Below are 19,226 nucleotides of genomic sequence, written 5' to 3'. Positions count from 1 at the left end.
GCATGCCCGGGCGGGTCGTTTGCGTATCGATGCTGGCACTGTTGGCCAGCGTTCTTCCAGCCCAGGCTGCCGCTTCTGATCCATGGTATGTCCGCGAGGACTTCAAGCCAGTCCGCCGCATCGCGATCCAGATTGCCAACGATCTCGACCAGCACCGCCGCGCGACGCCGGTGACGATTACGCCAGCGCAGATTCCCGAGCTGGCCGGGATGCACGAACTGACCGTGACCCTGGTCGATCCCAAGGGCACGCCGCGCCCGGTGCCGACCAAGGAACAGCTCGCGGTGATGGGACCGCACGGCATCCGGCAGGAGGCCAATGGCCGCCAGCTCGACCTGCAGATGGACGATCTCGACAAGGACGGGGTGTGGGACGAGCTGTTCTTCCAGACCGATCTCAAGCCGCGTGAGACCCGGACGCTTTATCTCTATCTCGGCTTCCATCAGCGCGGCTGGAACCCGCATGGTGCGGCGGCGGTAATTGGCAGCTATGCGCGGCACATGGTGCCCTTCTGGGAATCGGGCAATGTCGGGTGGAAATTGTGGTTTCCCGACAGCGCCGACGTCTATGGCAAGCGCAAGAACATCCTCGTCGCGCCGCAGATCCTGACGCAGAACATGGACGGCTATGCCGTGTCCTATGTCGATCCGGCCTATGGCTCGGACATCATGTCGGTCGACGACAGTTTCGGCGGCGGCGGGATCGGGCTGTTCGAGACGCCGGGCAGCGATCATGTGTCGCGGCCGCGTTTTTCCCCGAATGCCGATGCCGTCGAACGCTGGAACACCAACCAGCTCAGGGACACGCGCTATGCGTTCGAGGTGATCGTCAACGGCCCGCTGCGCTCGATGGTGCGGATCAAGACGATGAACTGGAACAGCGGCAAGGGCCGCTATGCGCTCGAGCAGATCTATACCGCCTATGCCGGGCACAATTACGCGACCGCCAAGGTGAAGTTCGACCAGTGGCAGCCGCGCGGGAAAGGCGTCGAATTTGCCGCCGGTATCCGCAAGAAGGAAGGCGAGACGCTGGGGCTGCGGCAGGGCGGCGTGGTGGTGACCACCGCGCCCGAGGCGATCCGCAATCCCGACGACACCGATTCGACTCAGAACGCATTGCGCGTCGCCTATGCCGGCGCGGCTTTGGTGGTGAAGGACAGCTATCGCGCGCGCCATGTGTCGGTCGCGCAGCAGCAGGGGAATGAGCTGTTCCGTTTTCCGGCGCGTGCCGATGGACGGTACGAATATCTGATCGCCGCCGGGTGGAGCGAGGGCGAAGTGCTCAAGACCGCCGCCGGGTTCCGCGATTATGTGGTGGGCGTGGCGAAGGAATATAACTCGCCGGCGCGGCTGGCGGGCTATGCGGTGGAGGCGCGCGACTAGCGCGCCTCAAGTCCCCGGCTGAATATAGGGCACTCGTGCAAACAGCTCGCGCTGCCACTTCCGCGGATCGTTCACCACCCGGCTGCGCGCATCGAACATCATCGTCTGGCGCAGCGGCAGCGTGTGCCTCGGCCAAGCCGGCAAGCCTGCGCCATTCGGATCGCCCTTCGCCGCCAGATTGACGAACGCGCGCATCATCGTTGCCGATGCCGCCTGCGCCGCCGGGCCGGTGCCGGACACCGTGCCCTCCGCCCCGATCGTGCCGAACACCAGCGGGATATCATGCGTGTGCGCCGCGCCGCGCGCTGGCTCGACCGGCGAGGCGAAGTCGAGCTGATAGACCCAGGCGGGCACAGCCGCCTTCGCTCGCTCCTCCGCCTCGATCACCTGCCCGCGCCAACTGCGTCCTGCGGTGGTCGCGGCGTAGAACACTTCCTCGGGCGTCCACGCCGGATAGTGCCGGCGATATTCGGCGACGACCCATTCGGGATGCGCGTCGATGCGCAGGCGCGGGGCGATGCGCTCGGCAAGGTTCGACCAGTCGAGCGTGCGCACGACCTCGGATTTGGGATCGTCGAACGCGCGGGTTTCGTCGCGCGTGTTGCCAAGGATCAGCGGGATCGCATTGCCGAGCGGATTGGCGTCGGGCCAGAAGGGGTGGCGGGTCAGCCACTTCATGTCGAGCACCGGCCCCATATAGACTCCGCCGCCCAGAATCGGGTCTTCGGCCTTCAGCCCGTCGATCAGCTTTTCGACCGGCATGTCGACGAGGTCGCCGGGTTTCGCCTTGAGCCGGTCGAGCAGCGCCTGCGCTCGGCGGGTGGCATTGATCGGTCCGCTCGCGGTGACCTGCTGGCCGCTCATCGTGGCCGCGCGGTGGAACAGGCCCTTCGCCGCCGGCATCCCCATCAGCGTCGCGATTTTGGCGCCTCCGCCGGACTGGCCGAACAGCATCACGCGCCTGGGATCGCCGCCGAACCCCGCGATATTGTCGCGGATCCATTGGAGCGCGAGGATCAGGTCGAGCTGGCCATTATTGCCGCTGTCGGGAAAGCGCGGGTCGAGCCGGGCGAGGTAGAGATAGCCGAGCGCATTCAACCGGTGGTTGACCGTGACGACCACCACCTCGCCTTTCTCCGCCAGCGTTGCCCCGAACACCTGCGGCTCGATCACCGTGCCGTTCGAATAGGCGCCGCCATGGAAATAGACCATCACCGGACGGCGTGCGGCGGGGTTGGCGTCCGGCGTCCAGACGTTGAGGAACAGGCAATCCTCGCGCTGGTCGGCGATGCGGCTCGATTGCGGGCAGCTCGGGCCGAGCCGCGTGGCGGGCAAGGTGTCTCGCACGGGTGCAGGTGCAGCGGCCGGACGGAATCGAGCGCGTGTTGTGTCGTTGCCGTAGCGGATGCCGAGAAACGCCGCGACCGCGCCGTCGCGCTTGCCCTGCCAGCGGCCGGTCTTGCCAGTGGCCAGTGGATCGACTTGAGCGAACGCTTGGCCGGGAAGGGCGGTCAACGCCGCACCGGCCCCCAGCAGCGTCCGCCGGGCGATCACCTGCGCACGTCCAGTCCGCCTTCGAGGAAGGCGTCGATATCGGCCTGGCGGAACAGGCTCGCGTCGCCGGGCAGCGAGTGTTTGAGGCAGGTCAGCGCGAGGCCCGAGGCGACGGTTGCTTCAAGGTCCTGCCCCGACAGCACGCCGTGCAGGGTGCCGGCGGCAAAGGCGTCGCCGCCGCCGATGCGGTCGATGATCCCGGCGACCACGACTTCCTCGGTCTGGTAACCGCGCTCGCGCGTGTCGACGCGCGCGGCAATGCGGTGGCGGTCGGCGTCGTCGACATGGCGCGCGGTCGAGGCGATGCGCTTCAGGTTCGGGAAGGCGGCGAACGCGGCTTCGGCAGCCTCGCGGCGGCGGTCGGCGCCGTCGCCCGAGAAGGACTTGCCGAGCAGCAGCGAGACGTCGCGGTGGTTGCCGAACATCGTGTCGACGAGGCCTACGAGTTCAGTGAGTATGGCGCGCGGATCGCTGTCCCACGCTTCCCACAGCCGCGCGCGGTAATTGCCGTCGAAGCTGACCGCGACGCCCATCTCCTTCGCGGCGCGGGCGGCGCGCAGCGCGGCTTCGGCAGTCGCCGGGCCGAGCGCAGGCGTGATCCCCGACAAATGCAGCATCGCCGCGCCGTCGAGCAATGTCCGCCAGTCGAACGCGTCGGCAGGCGCTTCGGCAAAGGCCGAGGCGGCACGGTCGTAGACGATGTCCGACGCGCGCAGCCCGGCGCCCTGCGTCAGGAAATACAGCCCCATCCGCCCGTCGCGATACTGCACGCCCGAGGCATCGCAGCCCTGCGACCGCACGAACTGCACCGCCGCGCGGCCAAGCGCATTGTCGGGCACCGCGCTGACCATCGCCACGGCGTGCCCCAGATTGGCAAGCCCGATCCCGACATTGGCCTCCGCGCCCCCGACCACCACATCGAGCCGCGGCGTCTGCAACAGCAGCTCCCGCCCCGGCGCGGTCAGGCGGAGCAGCAATTCCCCGAAACAGACGATGCGGCCGGCCATCTTCTTCTCCCTGTCTCCGGCGTCAGCGCGCGAGCCAGCCGCCATCTACCGCGAGGATATGGCCTTGGACATAGTCCGAGGCGCGTGAGGCGAGGAACACCGCAGCGCCGCCAAGGTCCGACGGCTCGCCCCAGCGCCCCGCCGGGATACGCTCGAGGATCTGGCGGTTGCGGCTCTCGTCGGCCTGCAAGGCTTCGGTGTTGTTGGTGGCGATATAGCCCGGCGCGATCGCGTTGACCGTGATGCCCTTCGATGCCCACTCATTCGCCAGCAGCTTGGTAAGCCCGCCGACGCCCGATTTGGACGCGGTATAACTCGGCACGCGGATGCCGCCCTGAAAGGTCAGCATCGAGGCGATGTTGATGATCTTGCCGCCGCCATTGGGGATCATGTGCTTCGCCGCCGCCTGGCACAGGAAGAACACCGACTTCAAATTGGTGTCGATCACCGCGTCCCAGTCTTCCTCGGTGAAGTCGACCGCGTCATTGCGCCGGATGATCCCGGCATTGTTGACGAGGATGTGCAGCCCGCCGAGCTTTTCCACAGTCTCGTCCACAATTCTTTGCACAGGCTCGATCGTCGACAGATCGGCGCTGACGATCTCCGCCCGGCGGCCGAGCGCGCGCACCTTCTCGACCGTCTCGGTCGCGGCCGAGCGGCCGACCGCGGCGATGTCCGCGCCCGCCTCCGCCAGCGCCAGCGCGATGCCCTGGCCGATGCCGGTATTGGCGCCGGTGACGATCGCGACCTTGTCCGTCAGATCGAACATCGCGCTCACGCCAGCTGGCAGATGTCGAGGACGTTCATGTCGGTATAGTCCTGGTTCTCGCCCGCCATCGCCCAGATGAAGGCATAGGCCTTGGTCCCCGCGCCCATGTGGATCGACCAGGGCGGCGAGATCACCGCCTCTTCGTTCTGCATCACGATGTGGCGGGTCGCCTCGCCCTCGCCCATGAAATGCATCACGCGGTCGCTGTCGAGATTGTCGAGCTCGAAGTAGAAATAGATTTCGCTGCGGCGCTCATGGATATGCGGCGGCATGGTGTTCCAGACCGAGCCCGGCTTGAGCACGGTCAGCCCCATCACCAGCTGCGCGCTGTCGCACACGCCGGGAATGACCAGCTGGAAGATCGTGCGCTCGTTCGATTCAGCAAGTGAGCCGCGCTCGAGCGCATTGGCGTCGGCGATACCGAGCTTGCGCGTGGTGAAGCCCTTATGCGCCGGGCACGACGCGATGTAGAAGCGCGCGCCGGCGCCGGCGAACTCAACGTCGCTCGCGCCCATCGTGACGTAGAGGCAGTCCTTGTTGCCCAGCGTGAACGCCTCGCCATCGACGGTCACGGTGCCGTCGACGCTGCCGACATTGACCACCGCCATCTCGCGGCGCTCCAAAAACGGATGCCCCTTGGCCGAAGCCGGCTCCTCCTGCGCGGGCAGCCTGACCGGCGCGCCGCCAACCGCGACCCCGCCGATCACGAAGCGGTCGGCGTGGGTATAGTTCAACACCACCTCACCCTCGCGGAACAGTCCCTGGATCAGATAGCGGTCGCGCAGTTCCTCGTTGGAAACGCACTCCATCATGTCGGGATGCGTGGCGTAATAAGTGCGGTCGAACATGGGGCCTCGATCCTCTCGTCGATTTAAGCGTTGTGTCCCGGTAACCGGTGTCAGATCACTTTTCAACCGAGCTTGCGCGCTTTGGACTCATTCAGCTGGCGCCGCGACCGAGGCGCGGCGGACCAGCGTCGAGACGAACAGCGACTCACCGGCATCGTCGGCATCCTCCTCGTCGATCAGCTTCAATGCCGCCGCGCGCGCCATCGTCGCAATCGGCCAGCGCACCGTGGTCAGCGGCGGCCAGATCTGCGAGGCGATCGAGGTGTCGTCGAAGCCGACGATCGACAGGTCGCGCGGAATGTCGAGCCCGCGCTGCCGCGCCGTGTGCAGCACGCCGGCCGCCATCGTGTCGTTGGATGAGAACACCGCGGTCGGCCGCGGCGACAGGTCGAGCAGGCGTTCGGCCGCGCGCATCCCCGATTCGAACGTATAGTCGCCCTGCGCGGTCAGCGTGCGCTGCACCGGGATGCCGGCATCGTGCAGCGCCGCCTCATAGCCCTGCTGCCGCTCGAACGCCGAGCGGAAGCCGTGCGGCCCGAGCACCAGCCCGATGCGGCGATGCCCCGCCTCGATCAGATGCGTCACCGCGCCGCGCACCGCCTCGCGGTCGTTCGACGCGACCATATGTTCGGCATCGTCGAACGCCGCCGAGCCCATGCGGACGTAGCGCGCGCCATATTCGGCGCACAGTGCAGCGAGCGAATCATTCTCCGAGATCGGCGGCAGCAGCATCACCCCGAACGGGCGCTGGCGCTCGACGAAGCGGCGGATGTCGTCGAGCATCGTCGGCGAGCCGCGGTCGACCGGATGCACGATCAGCTCGAACTCGGTGTCACGCAGCACCTCGAGCAGGCCTTGCTGGACGTTGAGCACGGTGTGCGGATTGGGGTTGTCGTGGATCAGCCCGATCAGGAAATTGCGCCGCAGCGCCAGCGCGCGCGCCTGCGGATTGGGGACATAGCCGATCTCGGCGATGACCTTCTCGACCCGCTCGCGCGTCTCTTCGTTGAGCAAGGGCGAGTGGTTGATGACGCGGCTCACCGTCTTCTTTGACACGCCCGCCAGCCGCGCCACGTCGTTGATCGTCGCCTGTCCGCTCTTCTTCATCGGCACCTGCATAGCGCGGCCCCCGTATCTCGCCAATGTCCCGTCACGCATCGAGACGGCTTGTCACTGACACCGGTTTCCTTTACGCCTCGCGATCCAGAACACAAGCGAGGGGTGGATGAACAGACAGGACGCGATCGCCGAAGCCTTCGTCGCCGCGCGCCGCAGCGCGAGCGGCTTGCCCGACTATCCGGGCACGCTGCCGGACTCGCTCGCCGACGCCTATGCCATTCAGGATCGCGCACTGGCGCTGACCGGCGGCGAGGTCGCGGGATGGAAGCTGGGCAAGATCAATCCGCCGCTCGACGGGAAGCTCGGGGTCAACCGGCTCGCCGGGCCGATCTTTGCCGACAGCGTGCATGACGGGATAGGCAAATCGCCCGCCATGCCGGTGTTCGCCGACGGCTTCGCCGCGGCCGAAGCGGAATTTCTGCTGCGCATCGGCCGGGCGCCTGATCCCGCCAAGTCCAGCTATACGATGGACGAGGCCGCCGGGCTGATCGACGCCGTGCATGTCGGCATCGAGATTGCCAGTTCGCCCTTTCCCGGGATCAACGTGCTCGGCCCGCTCGTCACCATTTCCGACTTCGGCAACAATCACGGGCTGGTGATCGGCGAGGCAATCACCGGCTGGCGCGACCTCGACTTTCTTGACTGGCCGGTCGCGCTGTTGATCGACGGCGTGCAGGCCGGCGGCGCGATCGCACGCGACATGCTGGATGGTCCGATCGGCGCTGCCCGCTTCCTGTTTGAGACGATGGCCGCGCGCGGCATCGCACTGCGTGCCGGGCAATGGATTTCCTCGGGGGCGGTAACCGGTGTACACGAAGTGCCCGTGGGCGCGTCGGTGACCGCGACGTTCAACGGCATGCAGGTGAGCTGCTCGATCGAAGCAGCCCAGCCGAAATAGGCTGGCCTCGGTAAAGGAGAGAGTGAATGGACGCGAGCCAGGCTGAGGGCATCCGCACGGCGGCCGCCGCCAAGGCAGGACGCTATCGCTGGGGGATCGTGGCGCTGCTGTTCGCGGCGACGGTGATCAACTATATCGATCGCCAGATGATCGGCGTGCTCAAGCCGACGCTGATGGCGGACCTCGACTGGTCCGAGCGCGACTTTGCGGGCGTGATCATCTGGTTCCAGGTTGCCTATGCGATCGGCTATATCGGCTTCGGCAAGTTCGTCGACATGGTCGGCGCGCGGCTCGGCTATGCCGTTGCCTTCGTCATCTGGCAGCTCGCGCATATCGCGCATGGCGGCGCCTATTCGATGACTCAGTTCGCGATGGCGCGCTTTGGCCTCGGCATCGGCGAATCCGGCAACTTCCCGGCGGGCATCAAGGCGGTGACCGAGTGGTTCCCGGCCAAGGAGCGCGCCTTCGCGATCGGCGTGTTCAATGCCGGCGCGAATATCGGCGCGGTGATCACGCCTTTGGTGGTGCCGCTGATGGTGGTCGCCTGGGGCTGGCGCATGGCGTTCGTGATCACCGGCGTGGTCAGCTTCGTGTGGCTGATCGCGTGGTGGACGATGTACAAGAGCCCGCGCCAGCACCCCAAGGTGACGCAGGGCGAGCTTGCGTGGATCGAGCAGGACCCGGCCGATCCGGTTCAGCCGATCGGCTATGCCACGGTGCTGAGCCGCAAGGAGACCTGGGCCTATGCGCTCGGCAAGTTCTTCATCGACCCGATCTGGTGGTTCTTCCTGTTCTGGCTGCCGGGCTATCTGTTCAAGCAGTACGACCTCAACCTGCTGACCTTCGGCATTCCGCTGGCGGCGATCTATCTGATCTCGGATGCCGGCAGCATCTTTGGCGGGTGGATGTCGTCGCGGCTGATGAAGGCGGGCAAGTCCGCCAATTATGCGCGCAAGCTGACGATGTTCGTGTGCGCCTGCTTCGTGCTGCCAGTGGTGTTCGCCGAATCGATCACCAGCGTGTGGCTGGCGGTGCTGGTGATCGGCATCGCGACCGCGGGGCACCAGGCCTTCTCGGCCAATCTCTACGCGCTGCCGTCGGACCTGTTTCCGCGCGGCGCGGTGGGGTCGGTGGTCGGCATCGGCGGCACGGTCGGCGCGGTCGGCGGCATCCTGATGGCCTTTTACGCCGGCGAGATTCTCGACCGGCTGGGGGTCTATTGGCCACTGTTCTGGGTCGCGGGCAGCGCCTATTTCATCGCGCTGCTGGTGGTTCATCTGCTCTCGCCGCGACTCGAACCGGTGCGGGTGGACGCCGTTTGACCCAAAATCGGACGATTGCGTGCGCCGCAGTCCAGCTTTCCGTAGGGTAAAGCAATCGTGTGATTGCGCCCACTGCCGGAACGCGGCATTCACTGTCCTATGACGGCAACACTCAAGCTGGACTCGTTTCTTCCTTACCGCCTTTCGGTGGCGTCGAATCGCGTCTCCAGCACGATTGCGGCTGCCTATCATGCGCAGTTCGGGCTGCGCATTCCCGAATGGCGGCTGACCTGCGTGCTCGCCGAATTCGGTGCGATGAGCCAGCAGGCGATCTGCGGCCGGACGCACATGGACAAGGTGACGGTCAGTCGTGCGGCGATTTCGCTCTACGACCGCGGGCTGGTGACGCGCACGCCCAATCCCGACGACCAGCGCTCGCATTTGCTCGACCTCAGCGCCGACGGCTGGACGCTCTACCGCCAGATCGCCCCGCAGGCGCTGGAGTTCGAGCGCCGCATCTTCGCAAGCTTGTCGGCCGACGAGCAGGCGCTGCTGCGCAAGATGCTCGAACGCGTCGAGACCGCCGCCGCCAATATCGCGCGCACCGGCTGACTGCGAAAGCTTGAACCTTCCTTCGGCTTGCTCGTTACGCTAGCGAGCGGGTGCGCATGCGCGCGATCCCTTTGGGAGGACAGGGCAATTTCGGGTTTGCGGCCGTTGATGTTGCTGCTGGCAAGCGGTGCGCTCCTTCCGGCGAGCGCGCTGGCGCAGATCGGCAGCACGCCCAAGCCGGGGCAGGGCGCGCCGGCCGACGATCCCAAGCCGCAACCGCCCGCTGCGGCGGCGCCGGAAAAGCCGATCGTGTCGGACGAAGAGTTCGAAAAGTCGTTGCCGCCGCTCAGCGACGACGTCAACGCGCCGCTCGAACAGATCGCGCCGGCCGATCCCGCGACCGCGCCGGGCGGCAGCGTGGCGGTCGAGCCGATCGAGGATGCCGCCGATCTCGACAGCGCGGGCAAGGAGGCGGAGATCGCCGCGCCGCTGCCGCCGATCGCCGAATTCGACACCACGCCCGTCGCCGAGACGGCTCAGGTCAATGACGAGGCTGCGGTCGAGATCCGCTACGTCACGCGCGTCACCGGGCTCGACGAACTCGGCCTGACCGACCAGTTCGAGAATTTGTCGGCGCTGGAGGATGGCGACGGCCGCGCCGCCAATGCCGCGATCATCGGTGCGCGCGCGCGCGAGGACGAGAAGCTGGCGGTGCGGCTGATGCGCTCGCTCGGCTATTATGACGCCACTGCCGTCGCGACGGTCGAGCAGACGCCAGATAAGCAGGTGGGGGCCGGCGAACGTCGAGTGACCGCGACCATCGCCGCGACGCCGGGACCGCTCTATCGGCTCGGCACGATCAAGCTCGACGCCGGCCCGACCGTGCCGCCGACGCTGATCGCCGACAATTTCGCGCTCAAGGTCGGCGAGGCGATCGATGCGGTGCGCGTGCAGGCGGCCGAAGCCCGGATCAGCCTGGTGCTGCCGCAGACCGGCTATCCCTTTGCCGAGGTCGGCCAGCGCGACATATTGCTCGACGAGGAGACTCACACCGGCGACTATGTGCTGCCGATCACCACCGGCGCGCGGTCGAGCTTCGGCGGCATCCGCACCGAGGGCGATGCGGTGTTCGACACCAGGCATATCGGCATCCTCACCCGCTTCGGCCGCGACGATCTCTATGACAGCCGCAAGGTCGACGATTTGCGCGACGCGCTGATTGCGACCAGCCTGTTCTCGACCGTGTCGGTCGAGCCGGTGAAGACCGGGCAGGCGGGGCCGGACGGCACCGAATATGTCGATCTGCTGGTCCGCCAGACCAAGGGTCCGCCGCGCACGCTGGCGGCCGAGGCGGGCTACAGCACCGGCCAGGGCTTCCGCGCCGAGGTCAGCTGGACTCACCGCAACCTGTTCCCGCCAGAAGGCGCGCTGATCCTCACCGGCGTCGCCGGCACGCAGGAGCAGGGCGCGTCGGCGACCTTCCGCCGCTCGAACGCGGGCAAGCGCGACCGCACCCTCCAGATCTTCGCCTCGGCGCTGCGCTCGGACGTCGAGGCGTTCACCAGCCTCACCGGCACGCTCGGCGCGCGCATCTCCTATGATTCGACCCCGATCTGGCAGAAGCCGCTGACCTACAGCTTCGGCATCGAGCTGGTAGGCACGCGCGAGGACCGCTACGATTTCGCCCGCGGCGCGCGCGAGCGCGGCAATTATTTCATCGGCGCGCTGCCCTTGTTCGCCGGGTGGGACAAGTCCGACGATCTGCTCAACCCGACGCGCGGCTTCCGCGTAAAGGCCAATCTCAGCCCCGAAACCTCGGTGCGCGGCGCGGTGCGTCCCTATGCCCGCGCGATGGCCGAGGGCACCGCTTATTATCCGGTGAGCGACAGCATCGTCATTGCCGGGCGCGCGCGCTTCGGCACGATCCAGGGCATCGGCCGCGACCTGCTCGCGCCGTCGCGGCGCTATTATGCCGGCGGCGGCGGATCGGTGCGCGGCTTCGGCTATCAGGAGCTCGGGCCGCGCTCACCCGACGGCAAGCCGGTCGGCGGGCGCAGCTTCAACGAGTTCGCGATCGAGGCGCGCTATCGCTTCGGCAATTTCGGGATCGTACCGTTCATCGATGCCGGGCAGGTCTATGAAAGCAAGATCCCGCAGATGACCGATATGCGCTTCGGCGTCGGCGTCGGCGGGCGGATGTACACCAATTTCGGCCCGCTCCGGCTCGACATCGCCACGCCGATCGCGCGCAAGCCGGGCGAGTCCAAGGTCGCGCTGTACATCTCGATCGGGCAGGCCTTCTGATGGCCGAGGAACCAGCCGCTGACATCGTCATCGTCCGCCGCCCGGCCTGGCAGCGCGCCGCGAAGTGGGTGGTTGTGGCGCTCACCGGCCTCGCCGCGCTGCTGCTGCTCGCGGTCCTCGGCCTCAACACCAGCCCGGGCAAGCGCTTCGTCGTCGACCAGATCGGCAAGTTCAGCACCGCCACCGGGCTCAACGTCAAGGTCGGGCGGATCGAAGGCTCGGTCTTCGGCGCGATGGTCCTCCGCGATGTCCGCATCAGCGACCCCAAGGGCGTCTTCGCCACCTCCCCGCAAATCGCGATCGACTGGCGGCCCTTCGCGTACTTCAGCAATCATATCGACATCCGCTCGATGACCAGCCCGCTGTTGCGCGTGACCCGGCTCCCCGCGCTCGATCCGAGCGACCCCAACGCACCTTTCCTCCCCGATCTCGACATCGATATCGGGCGGCTGACCATCGACCGCATCGTGCTGGAGCCGCCGGTCGCGGGGCGGCGCTACGTCGCGACGCTGACCGGCGAGGCCGATATCGCCGACCGCCGCGCGCGGGTGATCGTCAACGGGCGCACGCTCGGCAGTGCGGGCGGCGACCGGCTGGCGCTGGTGCTCGACGCGGTGCCCGACGCGAACAAGCTCGACCTGCACGCCGATCTCGCCGCACCCGCCAACGGCCTCGTCGCAGGCATGGCAGGCCTGAAACAGCCGCTGGCGGTGCGCCTCGGCGGTCGCGGCAGCTGGGACAATTGGCGCGGCCGCGCGCTCGGCACGCTCGGCGGTGGCGAGCTGGCGAATCTCGGCATCACCGCGCGCAAGGGCAGTTTCCAGATTCGCGGCGTCACCCAGCCCGGCCTGATCCTCAAGGGGCCGGTCGAGCGGCTGGCCTCGCCCAATTTGCAGGTCGCGCTCGACGCCACGCTCGACCGGCGCCGTGCCGACACCCGCCTGCGCCTCAAGTCGAACGCGCTCGCGCTCACCACCACCGGCGTGATCGACCTCGGCAAGTCCGCCTTCGACCAGTTCCGGGTCGAGGCGATGCTGCTCACCCCCGGCGCGATCGCGCCCAATCTCAACGGGCGCTCGGTGATCGGCGCCGTCGCGCTCAACGGCCCGTTCGCCACCCCGACGGTTGACTACAAGCTCCAGGCCGCGTCGATCGGCTTTGGCGAGACCCGGCTTGAGCGCGTCTATGCCGAGGGACTGGCGACCATCAATACCGACCGCATCCTCGTCCCGATCAAGGCCAGGGCGGCGCGCATCTCAGGCCTCAACGCGGCGGCGGGCGGCCTGCTCACCAACGTGACGCTGAGCGGCGATCTCGCCATCACCGGGCCGCAGATCCTGTCGGAAAATCTCCGCATCCGTTCCGACCGCATCGACGCCACCGCGATCCTCGCCGCCAATGTCAGCACCGGGCGCTACACCGGCGCGCTCAAGGGCCGCGTCAACGACTATACGATCGACGGCATCGGCATCGTCGATCTGACCACCGACGCCGATCTCTACGCGGCCCCGGGCGGCGGCTGGGGGATCAAGGGCCGCATCGTCGGGCGCAGCACGCGATTGTTCAACAGCGGCGTGCGCGATTTCCTCGGCGGCAACGCGATCCTGCGCGTCAATGTCGGGCTCGATCCGAGCGGAATCATCAACTTCAGCAACCTCAAGCTCGCCGCGCCGCAGTTCAAGATCTTGCGCGGCTCGGGCCGCTACGATCCGGCTGGCGCGCTGCTGCTCAACGCCGATGGCTATTCCAACCGCTATGGCCCGGTGTTCGCGCGGGTCACCGGCAGCCTGACCTCGCCGCTGGTCAACCTGCGCGTGCCGCGGCCCGGACTCGGCGTCGGTCTCGCCGATCTCAATGCGCGCATCCGCGGGCAGAACGGCAGCTATGCCGTGACCGCGAGCGGCGGCACCAGCTACGGCCCGTTCACCGCCGATGTGCTGGTGCGCACCGGGCGGCAGCTCAGCGTCGATGTGCGCAAGGCGCGCTTCGCCGGCACCGACATCACCGGACGCCTCGTGCAGACGGCGGCGGGGCCGTTCGCCGGTGACCTGCGCTTCGCCGGATCGGGCCTCAACGGCACGGTCGATCTGTCGGCGGCGGGCAAATACCAGCAGGCCGTGGTGCGCGCGACCGCGAGCAACGCGCAGATCCCCGGCGACCGCGAGATCACGATCGGCCGCGCGGTGATCAACGCCACCGCGATTCTCTATGACGACGCGCCCGCGATCACCGGCGACGCGCAAATCGCCAATCTGCGCAGCGGCGACTTTGTGCTCGCCCGCGCCCGCGCGAAGATTGACTATCGCGGCGGGCGCGGCAGCGCGCTGGCCTTTGCCGAGGGCTCGTCGGGCGTGCCGTTCCGCGTCGCCGCCAATGCCCGCTTCACGCCCGATCTGTGGCTGGTGGCGCTGGCGGGCCGCTCGAACGGGATCGATTTCAAGACCGCACAGCCCGCGCGCATTCAGGTCGCCAAGGGCAGCTACCGGCTCCAGCCGACGCGGATCGATTTCAGCCAGGGCACTGCGCGGCTCGCGGGCGTGTGGGGCGACGGCCTCACGATGCAACTGCGGCTCGACAAGCTCGACCTCGCCGTCGCCAATGCGCTCTCGCCCGGGCTCGGCCTCGGCGGCACCGCGACCGGCGCGCTCGATTTCCGCCAGCCGAGCGGCGAGAGCTTCCCGCGCGCCATCGCCCGCCTCAACATCGCCGGCTTCACCCGGTCGAGCCTTGCCGGGGTCTCGACGCCGGTCGATATCGCCTTTGTCGGCCGGCTGCTGCCCGATGGCGGCGACGCGCGTGCGCTGATCAAGCGCGGGCCGACCACGATCGGGCGGATGGTCGCGACGCTCCAGCCGCTCGGCCCGAATGCGGGCAGCTGGACCACCCGGCTGCTCGCCGCGCCGCTCGCCGGCGGCGTCCGCTACAACGGCCCCTCGGCGGTGCTGTTCTCGCTCGCCGGCTTTGCCGACCAGACGGTGAGCGGACCGGTCGCGATAGCGGCGGACTTCTCCGGCCAGGTGCGCTCGCCGCGCATCGCCGGCATCCTGCGCGGCAGCAACATGGTCTATGAGAATGAGACCTGGGGAACGCGACTGTCGCAGATGAAGGTCGAGGGGCGGTTCGACAACACGACGCTCGACATCACCGAGCTCGAAGCGGTCGCCGGCAATGGCCGGCTGAGCGCCGCCGGGACGATCGGCCTCGCCGCCGACGAGGGCTTCCCGATCGACATCACCGCCCGCTTCCGCAACGCGCGGCTCGCGCGCAGCGAGTCGCTGGGCGCGACCGCGACCGGGCAGCTGCGCATCACCAACGGGCTCAACGGCGGGCTGATCGAGGGGCGTATCATCATCCCCGAGGCGCGCTACCAGATCATCCGTCAGGGCGCCGCCGAAGTGCCCGAGCTGACCGGCGTCTATCGCAAGAGCGAACTCACCGCCGACGGCAAGCGGCCCGTGCGCCGTCCGCGCGGGGGGGTGTTCAAGCTCAACGTCAGCATCGTCGCCGACAACCGGCTGTTCGTGACCGGCATGGGGCTCGAATCCGAATGGAGCGCGCGGATGCAGCTCGGCGGCACCTCGGCAGCGCCGGTCGTGACCGGCGAGGCGCGCGTGGTGCGCGGCACCTACAGCTTCGCCAGCCGCCGCTTCGAGCTGACCCGCGGCATCGTCAGCTTCGAGGGTGGGCCGCTCGCCAATCCGGTGATCAACATCGCGGCGAGCACGACCGCGGAAGGTGTGACGGCCAACATCAACATCGGCGGCACCGGCCTGGCGCCGCGCATCGCGTTCAGCTCGACGCCGAACCTGCCGCAGGACGAAGTGCTCTCGCGGCTGCTGTTCGGCAGCTCGGTCACCAACCTCTCGGCGACCGAGGCGATCCAGCTCGCTTCGGCGCTGAACGGGCTGCGCGCCTCGGGCGGCGGGCTCAATCCGCTCGGGCAATTGCGCTCGGCGGCGGGGATCGACCGGCTGCGCATCCTGGGCGAAGACGACACCACCGGGCGCGGCATGGCGCTCGCGGCGGGCAAATATCTGACCGACGACATCTATGTCGAGATCATCACCGACGCGCGCGGCTTCACCGCGGTCCAGCTCGAGATCGCCCTGACCCGCGCGCTCAGCCTGCTCTCGCAGACCGGCTCGTTCGGCGGATCGAGCGTCGGCATCAAATATTCGAAGGATTATTAGGGGACGCGGCAGCCTCACGCCTTCACCATCACCCCCGCCTTGTGCCGGGGTTCACCGCGCGGCAGGCGAAGCAGTACCGGCTCCAGCCGCATCGCCGGTGGAACCGTGGACCCCGGCACAAGGCCGGGGTGACAGGAGCGGGGAAGGCGGCAAACCATTTTCCTACAAGACGCCGGCTCGCTATGCCGAACCCATGCCGCAACCCGCCGTCCGTCCCGCTCATTGGCCGCGCATGACAGCTGTCAACCGCGCCCACAACACACGGGCTTTCTGTCAACTTTGTCAACTTACAGAACGCCCGCGTTCACAAATCCAAGCCGCTATGCTTGCACACAACTTACACTCATGTAAGTATCCGCTCGGGAGAGGCGAATGAGCGAGCATTTCGACGTCGTGGTGGTGGGCGCCGGGATTTCCGGCATCGGCGCGGGCTATTTCCTTGGACGCGACTGCCCCGACCGCAGCTATGTGATTCTCGAAGGCCGCGAGCGGATCGGCGGCACCTGGGACCTGTTCCGCTATCCCGGCATCCGCTCGGACAGCGACATGTACACGCTCGGCTACAGCTTCCGCCCATGGACGCAGGCCAAGGCGATCGCCGACGGGCCGTCGATCCTGCGCTATCTCGACGAAACCGCGCGCGATCATGGCATCGACCGGCATATCCGCCACCAGCACCGCGTCACCGCGGCGAGCTGGTCGACCGCGGAAGCGCGCTGGACCGTCAGCGTCGAGCGCGGGCCGGATCGCGAGCGCGTCGAGTTCACCTGCAACTTCCTCTTCATGTGCTCGGGCTATTACAATTACGCCGCCGGCTATCTCCCCGACTTCGCCGGGCGCGAATCCTTCAAGGGCCAGATCGTCCACCCGCAATTCTGGCCCGAGGCGCTCGACTATGCCGGCAAGCGCGTGGTGGTGATCGGCTCGGGCGCGACAGCGGTGACCCTGGTGCCGGAGATGGCCAGGACAGCGGCGCAGGTGACGATGCTCCAGCGCTCGCCGACCTATATCGTCGCGCGCCCGTCCGAGGATGGGATCGCCAACTGGCTGCGCGCGGAGCTTCCCGGCGGGCTCGCCTATCGCCTGACGCGGATCAAGAATGTCGCGCTGGGTCAGTTCTTCTACCGGCTCGCGCGCAAGAAGCCCGAGCAGACCAAAAAGCGGCTGGTCGAAATGGTCCGTGGCGAGCTGGGGCCGGATTACGACGTCGCGACCCATTTCACGCCGAGTTACAATCCGTGGGACCAGCGCATCTGCCTCGTCCCCGACGCCGACCTGTTCGCCTCGATCCGTGATGGCAGCGCGGCGGTGGCGACCGGCCATATCGAGCGCTTCGAGGAAGACGGCATCCGCCTCAAATCGGGCGAGCTGCTGCCCGCCGACATCATCGTCACCGCCACGGGACTCGACATGCAGCTGATGAGCGGCATCCCGTTCACCGTCGACGGCGAGAGCGTCGATCCGGCGAAATCGCTCGGCTACAAGGCGATGATGTATTCGGACATTCCGAACCTCGCCTCGTCCTTCGGCTACACCAACGCCAGCTGGACGCTGAAGTCCGACCTCACCGCCGCCTATGTCGCGCGGCTGCTCAACACGATGAAGAAGCGCGGCATGCGCCAGGCGACACCCCGCATCGGCGGCGATGTGCAGCCCGAGCCGTTCCTCAGCTTCACCTCGGGCTATGTCCAGCGCGGCCTCGACAAATTCCCCAAACAGGGGAACCGCAAGCCGTGGCGCGTCCACCAGAATTACGCGCTCGACCTGCTCGCGCTCAAGTTCGGCGGGGTTGATGAAGGAATGGAATTCTCCAACCCGGCACCGCGAAAGGCGGCGGCCTAGGCGGTGAAGATCGTGCCCTTGCGCACTTCCAGCGGCCACGGAATCAGCGCCGCACCTGTGCACGGCCCGCCGACACAGGCGCCATCATCGATGCGGAACAGCGCGCCATGCCAGCTGCATTGGATCAAGGCGCCGTCATCGGTGAGATACTGGTCGAGCCGTTGCGCCAATGGCGGTCCCATATGCGGGCAGCGATCGACATATCCCGCGACCCCGTCGCCGCGCCGCACTGCGAAGCCGTGGAACCGCCCCGCCTTCATCTCCAGCACGAAGTTGCGCGCCGCGCCGTCAGCGATTTGCTCCAGCGGGCCGAGCCTGACGCCCGGCGGGGTGGCGGTGAGGCGCTCGCTCAAGCGTCGACCTTGATCACCCCGCGCCGGATCTGGTCGAGCTCGATGCTCTCGAACAGCGCCTGGAAGTTGCCGTTGCCGAAACCCTCATTGCCCTTGCGCTGGATGATCTCGAAGAAGATCGGGCCGAACATGTTCTCGGTGAAGATCTGCAGCAGAATGCCCTCGCCGGTCTCGACGCTGCCGTCGATCAGGATGCGGTTCTTGCGCAGCCGCTCGAGGTCCTCGCCATGGCCGGGAACACGCTTGTCGACCAGCTCGTAATAGGTCTCGATCGTGTCCTGAAGCTTGACCCCGCGAGCCCGCAGCCGCTCGACCGTGTCGTAGATATCCGGCGTGGTCAGCGCGAGATGCTGGATGCCCTCGCCCTTATATTCGCGAATGAACTCCTCGATCTGGCTCTTGTCGTCCTGGCTCTCGTTCAAGGGGATGCGGATCGCATGGTCCGGCGCGATCATCGCCTGGCTGAACAGCCCGGTCGCCTGGCCCTTGATGTCGAAATATTTCTGCTCCTCGAAATTGAAAAGCGTCTTGTAGAACTCGCTCCAAACCCGCATCTGCCCGCGCCGGACATTGTGGGTGAGGTGGTCGAGCAGGTCGAGCCCGACATTGTTCTTCGCCTCGGCCTCCTGCCAGCCGGGGATCTCCGCCCAGTCGGCATAGAGGTCGATGCCGTCCTGAATGAAATAGAGATACGACCCGCCGATCCCCTCGATCACCGTGTCGTCCTCGATCGTGCGCTTGGCGCCGTTGTCGAGCGCCCAGATCATCGCCGCTTCCGGATCGGCGACGCGGAACGCCATCGCGCTGGCCGACGCGCCATGCTCGCCCCGGAACGCCGCAACGCGTCCGTCGGCGTCGCGGTTGAGCATCAGGTTGATGCGGCCCTGCTTGTAGCGCGTGATGTTCTTGGTGCGGTGGCGGTGCGACGGCACGAAGCCGAGCTGCTCGAACTGCGCGGCCATTGCCTCGGGATCGGGCGAGGTGAATTCGACGAACTCAAAGCCGTTGAGGCCCAGCGGGTTGGCAGGATCGGTCATGATGGTCGCTCCGGAAACGGGCCAACAATCTACGGCAGCATCGATTTAGTGTCAAATGATACTAATTAAGTCAGCCCTTGTCGGTTGCCAACGCACGGCGCAGGATCGA

Annotated in this window: 14 protein-coding genes; 7 read left to right on the top strand and 7 right to left on the bottom strand. The window is 67.2% G+C overall.

The window, feature by feature from the left end:
* Positions 1 to 2: 2 nt before the first annotated feature.
* Positions 3 to 1,382: a DUF4861 family protein gene (locus M9978_RS10635; RefSeq protein WP_254293021.1), complete on the top strand. Its 1,380-nt coding sequence runs from the start codon at positions 3 to 5 to the stop codon at positions 1,380 to 1,382.
* 6 nt (positions 1,383 to 1,388) lie between these two features.
* On the opposite strand, the gene M9978_RS10630 is transcribed toward M9978_RS10635, so the two are convergent.
* From M9978_RS10630 to M9978_RS10610, 5 genes are all read right to left on the bottom strand, one after another.
* Positions 1,389 to 2,936: a carboxylesterase/lipase family protein gene (locus M9978_RS10630; RefSeq protein ID WP_254293020.1), complete on the bottom strand. Its 1,548-nt coding sequence runs from the start codon at positions 2,934 to 2,936 to the stop codon at positions 1,389 to 1,391.
* Positions 2,933 to 3,943, bottom strand: a complete 1,011-nt coding sequence (locus M9978_RS10625) for a sugar kinase (RefSeq protein WP_254293019.1) — start codon at positions 3,941 to 3,943, stop codon at positions 2,933 to 2,935. The genes M9978_RS10630 and M9978_RS10625 overlap by 4 nt, the downstream gene beginning before the upstream one ends.
* Before the next feature lie 22 nt (positions 3,944 to 3,965).
* Complete coding sequence (kduD, locus tag M9978_RS10620) at positions 3,966 to 4,721, bottom strand: 2-dehydro-3-deoxy-D-gluconate 5-dehydrogenase KduD (protein ID WP_367305074.1); 756 nt, start codon at positions 4,719 to 4,721, stop codon at positions 3,966 to 3,968.
* Positions 4,718 to 5,560, bottom strand: coding sequence for a 5-dehydro-4-deoxy-D-glucuronate isomerase (gene kduI, locus M9978_RS10615; protein WP_254293017.1), 843 nt, complete (start codon positions 5,558 to 5,560; stop codon positions 4,718 to 4,720). Before kduI ends, kduD begins: the two co-directional genes overlap by 4 nt.
* Positions 5,561 to 5,647: 87 nt before the next feature.
* Positions 5,648 to 6,667, bottom strand: coding sequence for a LacI family DNA-binding transcriptional regulator (locus tag M9978_RS10610; RefSeq protein WP_254293016.1), 1,020 nt, complete (start codon positions 6,665 to 6,667; stop codon positions 5,648 to 5,650).
* Between the two features lie 118 nt (positions 6,668 to 6,785).
* On the opposite strand from M9978_RS10610, the gene M9978_RS10605 reads away from it, so the two are divergent.
* The 6 genes from M9978_RS10605 (at position 6,786) to M9978_RS10580 (ending at position 17,727) form a co-directional block, all read left to right on the top strand.
* Entirely contained in the window at positions 6,786 to 7,577 is a 792-nt protein-coding gene (locus M9978_RS10605) for a 2-keto-4-pentenoate hydratase (protein WP_254293015.1), read from the top strand.
* A 26-nt stretch (positions 7,578 to 7,603) separates the two neighbouring features.
* Positions 7,604 to 8,899 (top strand): MFS transporter, encoded by a 1,296-nt coding sequence (locus M9978_RS10600; protein ID WP_254293014.1) that lies wholly within the window; start codon positions 7,604 to 7,606, stop codon positions 8,897 to 8,899.
* Positions 8,900 to 8,998: 99 nt separating this feature from the next.
* The gene (locus tag M9978_RS10595; protein ID WP_254293013.1) at positions 8,999 to 9,451 is read left to right on the top strand and encodes a MarR family winged helix-turn-helix transcriptional regulator; all 453 of its coding nucleotides are present in this window, start codon (positions 8,999 to 9,001) and stop codon (positions 9,449 to 9,451) included.
* Between the two features lie 108 nt (positions 9,452 to 9,559).
* Positions 9,560 to 11,695 carry an autotransporter assembly complex protein TamA gene (locus M9978_RS10590; RefSeq protein WP_254293012.1) on the top strand — a complete coding sequence of 712 codons (2,136 nt, stop codon included), beginning with the start codon at positions 9,560 to 9,562 and terminating at the stop codon, positions 11,693 to 11,695.
* Positions 11,695 to 15,885, top strand: a complete 4,191-nt coding sequence (locus M9978_RS10585) for a translocation/assembly module TamB domain-containing protein (RefSeq protein WP_254293011.1) — start codon at positions 11,695 to 11,697, stop codon at positions 15,883 to 15,885. The genes M9978_RS10590 and M9978_RS10585 overlap by 1 nt, the downstream gene beginning before the upstream one ends.
* A 372-nt stretch (positions 15,886 to 16,257) precedes the next feature.
* Complete coding sequence (locus M9978_RS10580) at positions 16,258 to 17,727, top strand: flavin-containing monooxygenase (RefSeq protein ID WP_254293010.1); 1,470 nt, start codon at positions 16,258 to 16,260, stop codon at positions 17,725 to 17,727.
* Here the strand turns inward: M9978_RS10580 and M9978_RS10575 are convergent.
* Together M9978_RS10575 and hppD are read right to left on the bottom strand one after the other, a co-directional pair.
* A complete protein-coding gene (locus M9978_RS10575; RefSeq protein WP_254293009.1) occupies positions 17,724 to 18,080 on the bottom strand; it encodes a Rieske (2Fe-2S) protein in 357 nt (118 codons plus the stop codon). The genes M9978_RS10580 and M9978_RS10575 overlap by 4 nt on opposite strands.
* Positions 18,077 to 19,117, bottom strand: coding sequence for a 4-hydroxyphenylpyruvate dioxygenase (hppD, locus tag M9978_RS10570; protein ID WP_254293008.1), 1,041 nt, complete (start codon positions 19,115 to 19,117; stop codon positions 18,077 to 18,079). Before hppD ends, M9978_RS10575 begins: the two co-directional genes overlap by 4 nt.
* Positions 19,118 to 19,226: the final 109 nt, after the last annotated feature.

It is taken from the genome of Sphingomonas tagetis (assembly GCF_024211275.1).
Lineage (GTDB): Bacteria > Pseudomonadota > Alphaproteobacteria > Sphingomonadales > Sphingomonadaceae > Sphingomonas > Sphingomonas tagetis.
Note: the sequence above shows the minus strand (reverse complement) of the source record. Positions and strands in the feature narration are given on the sequence as shown.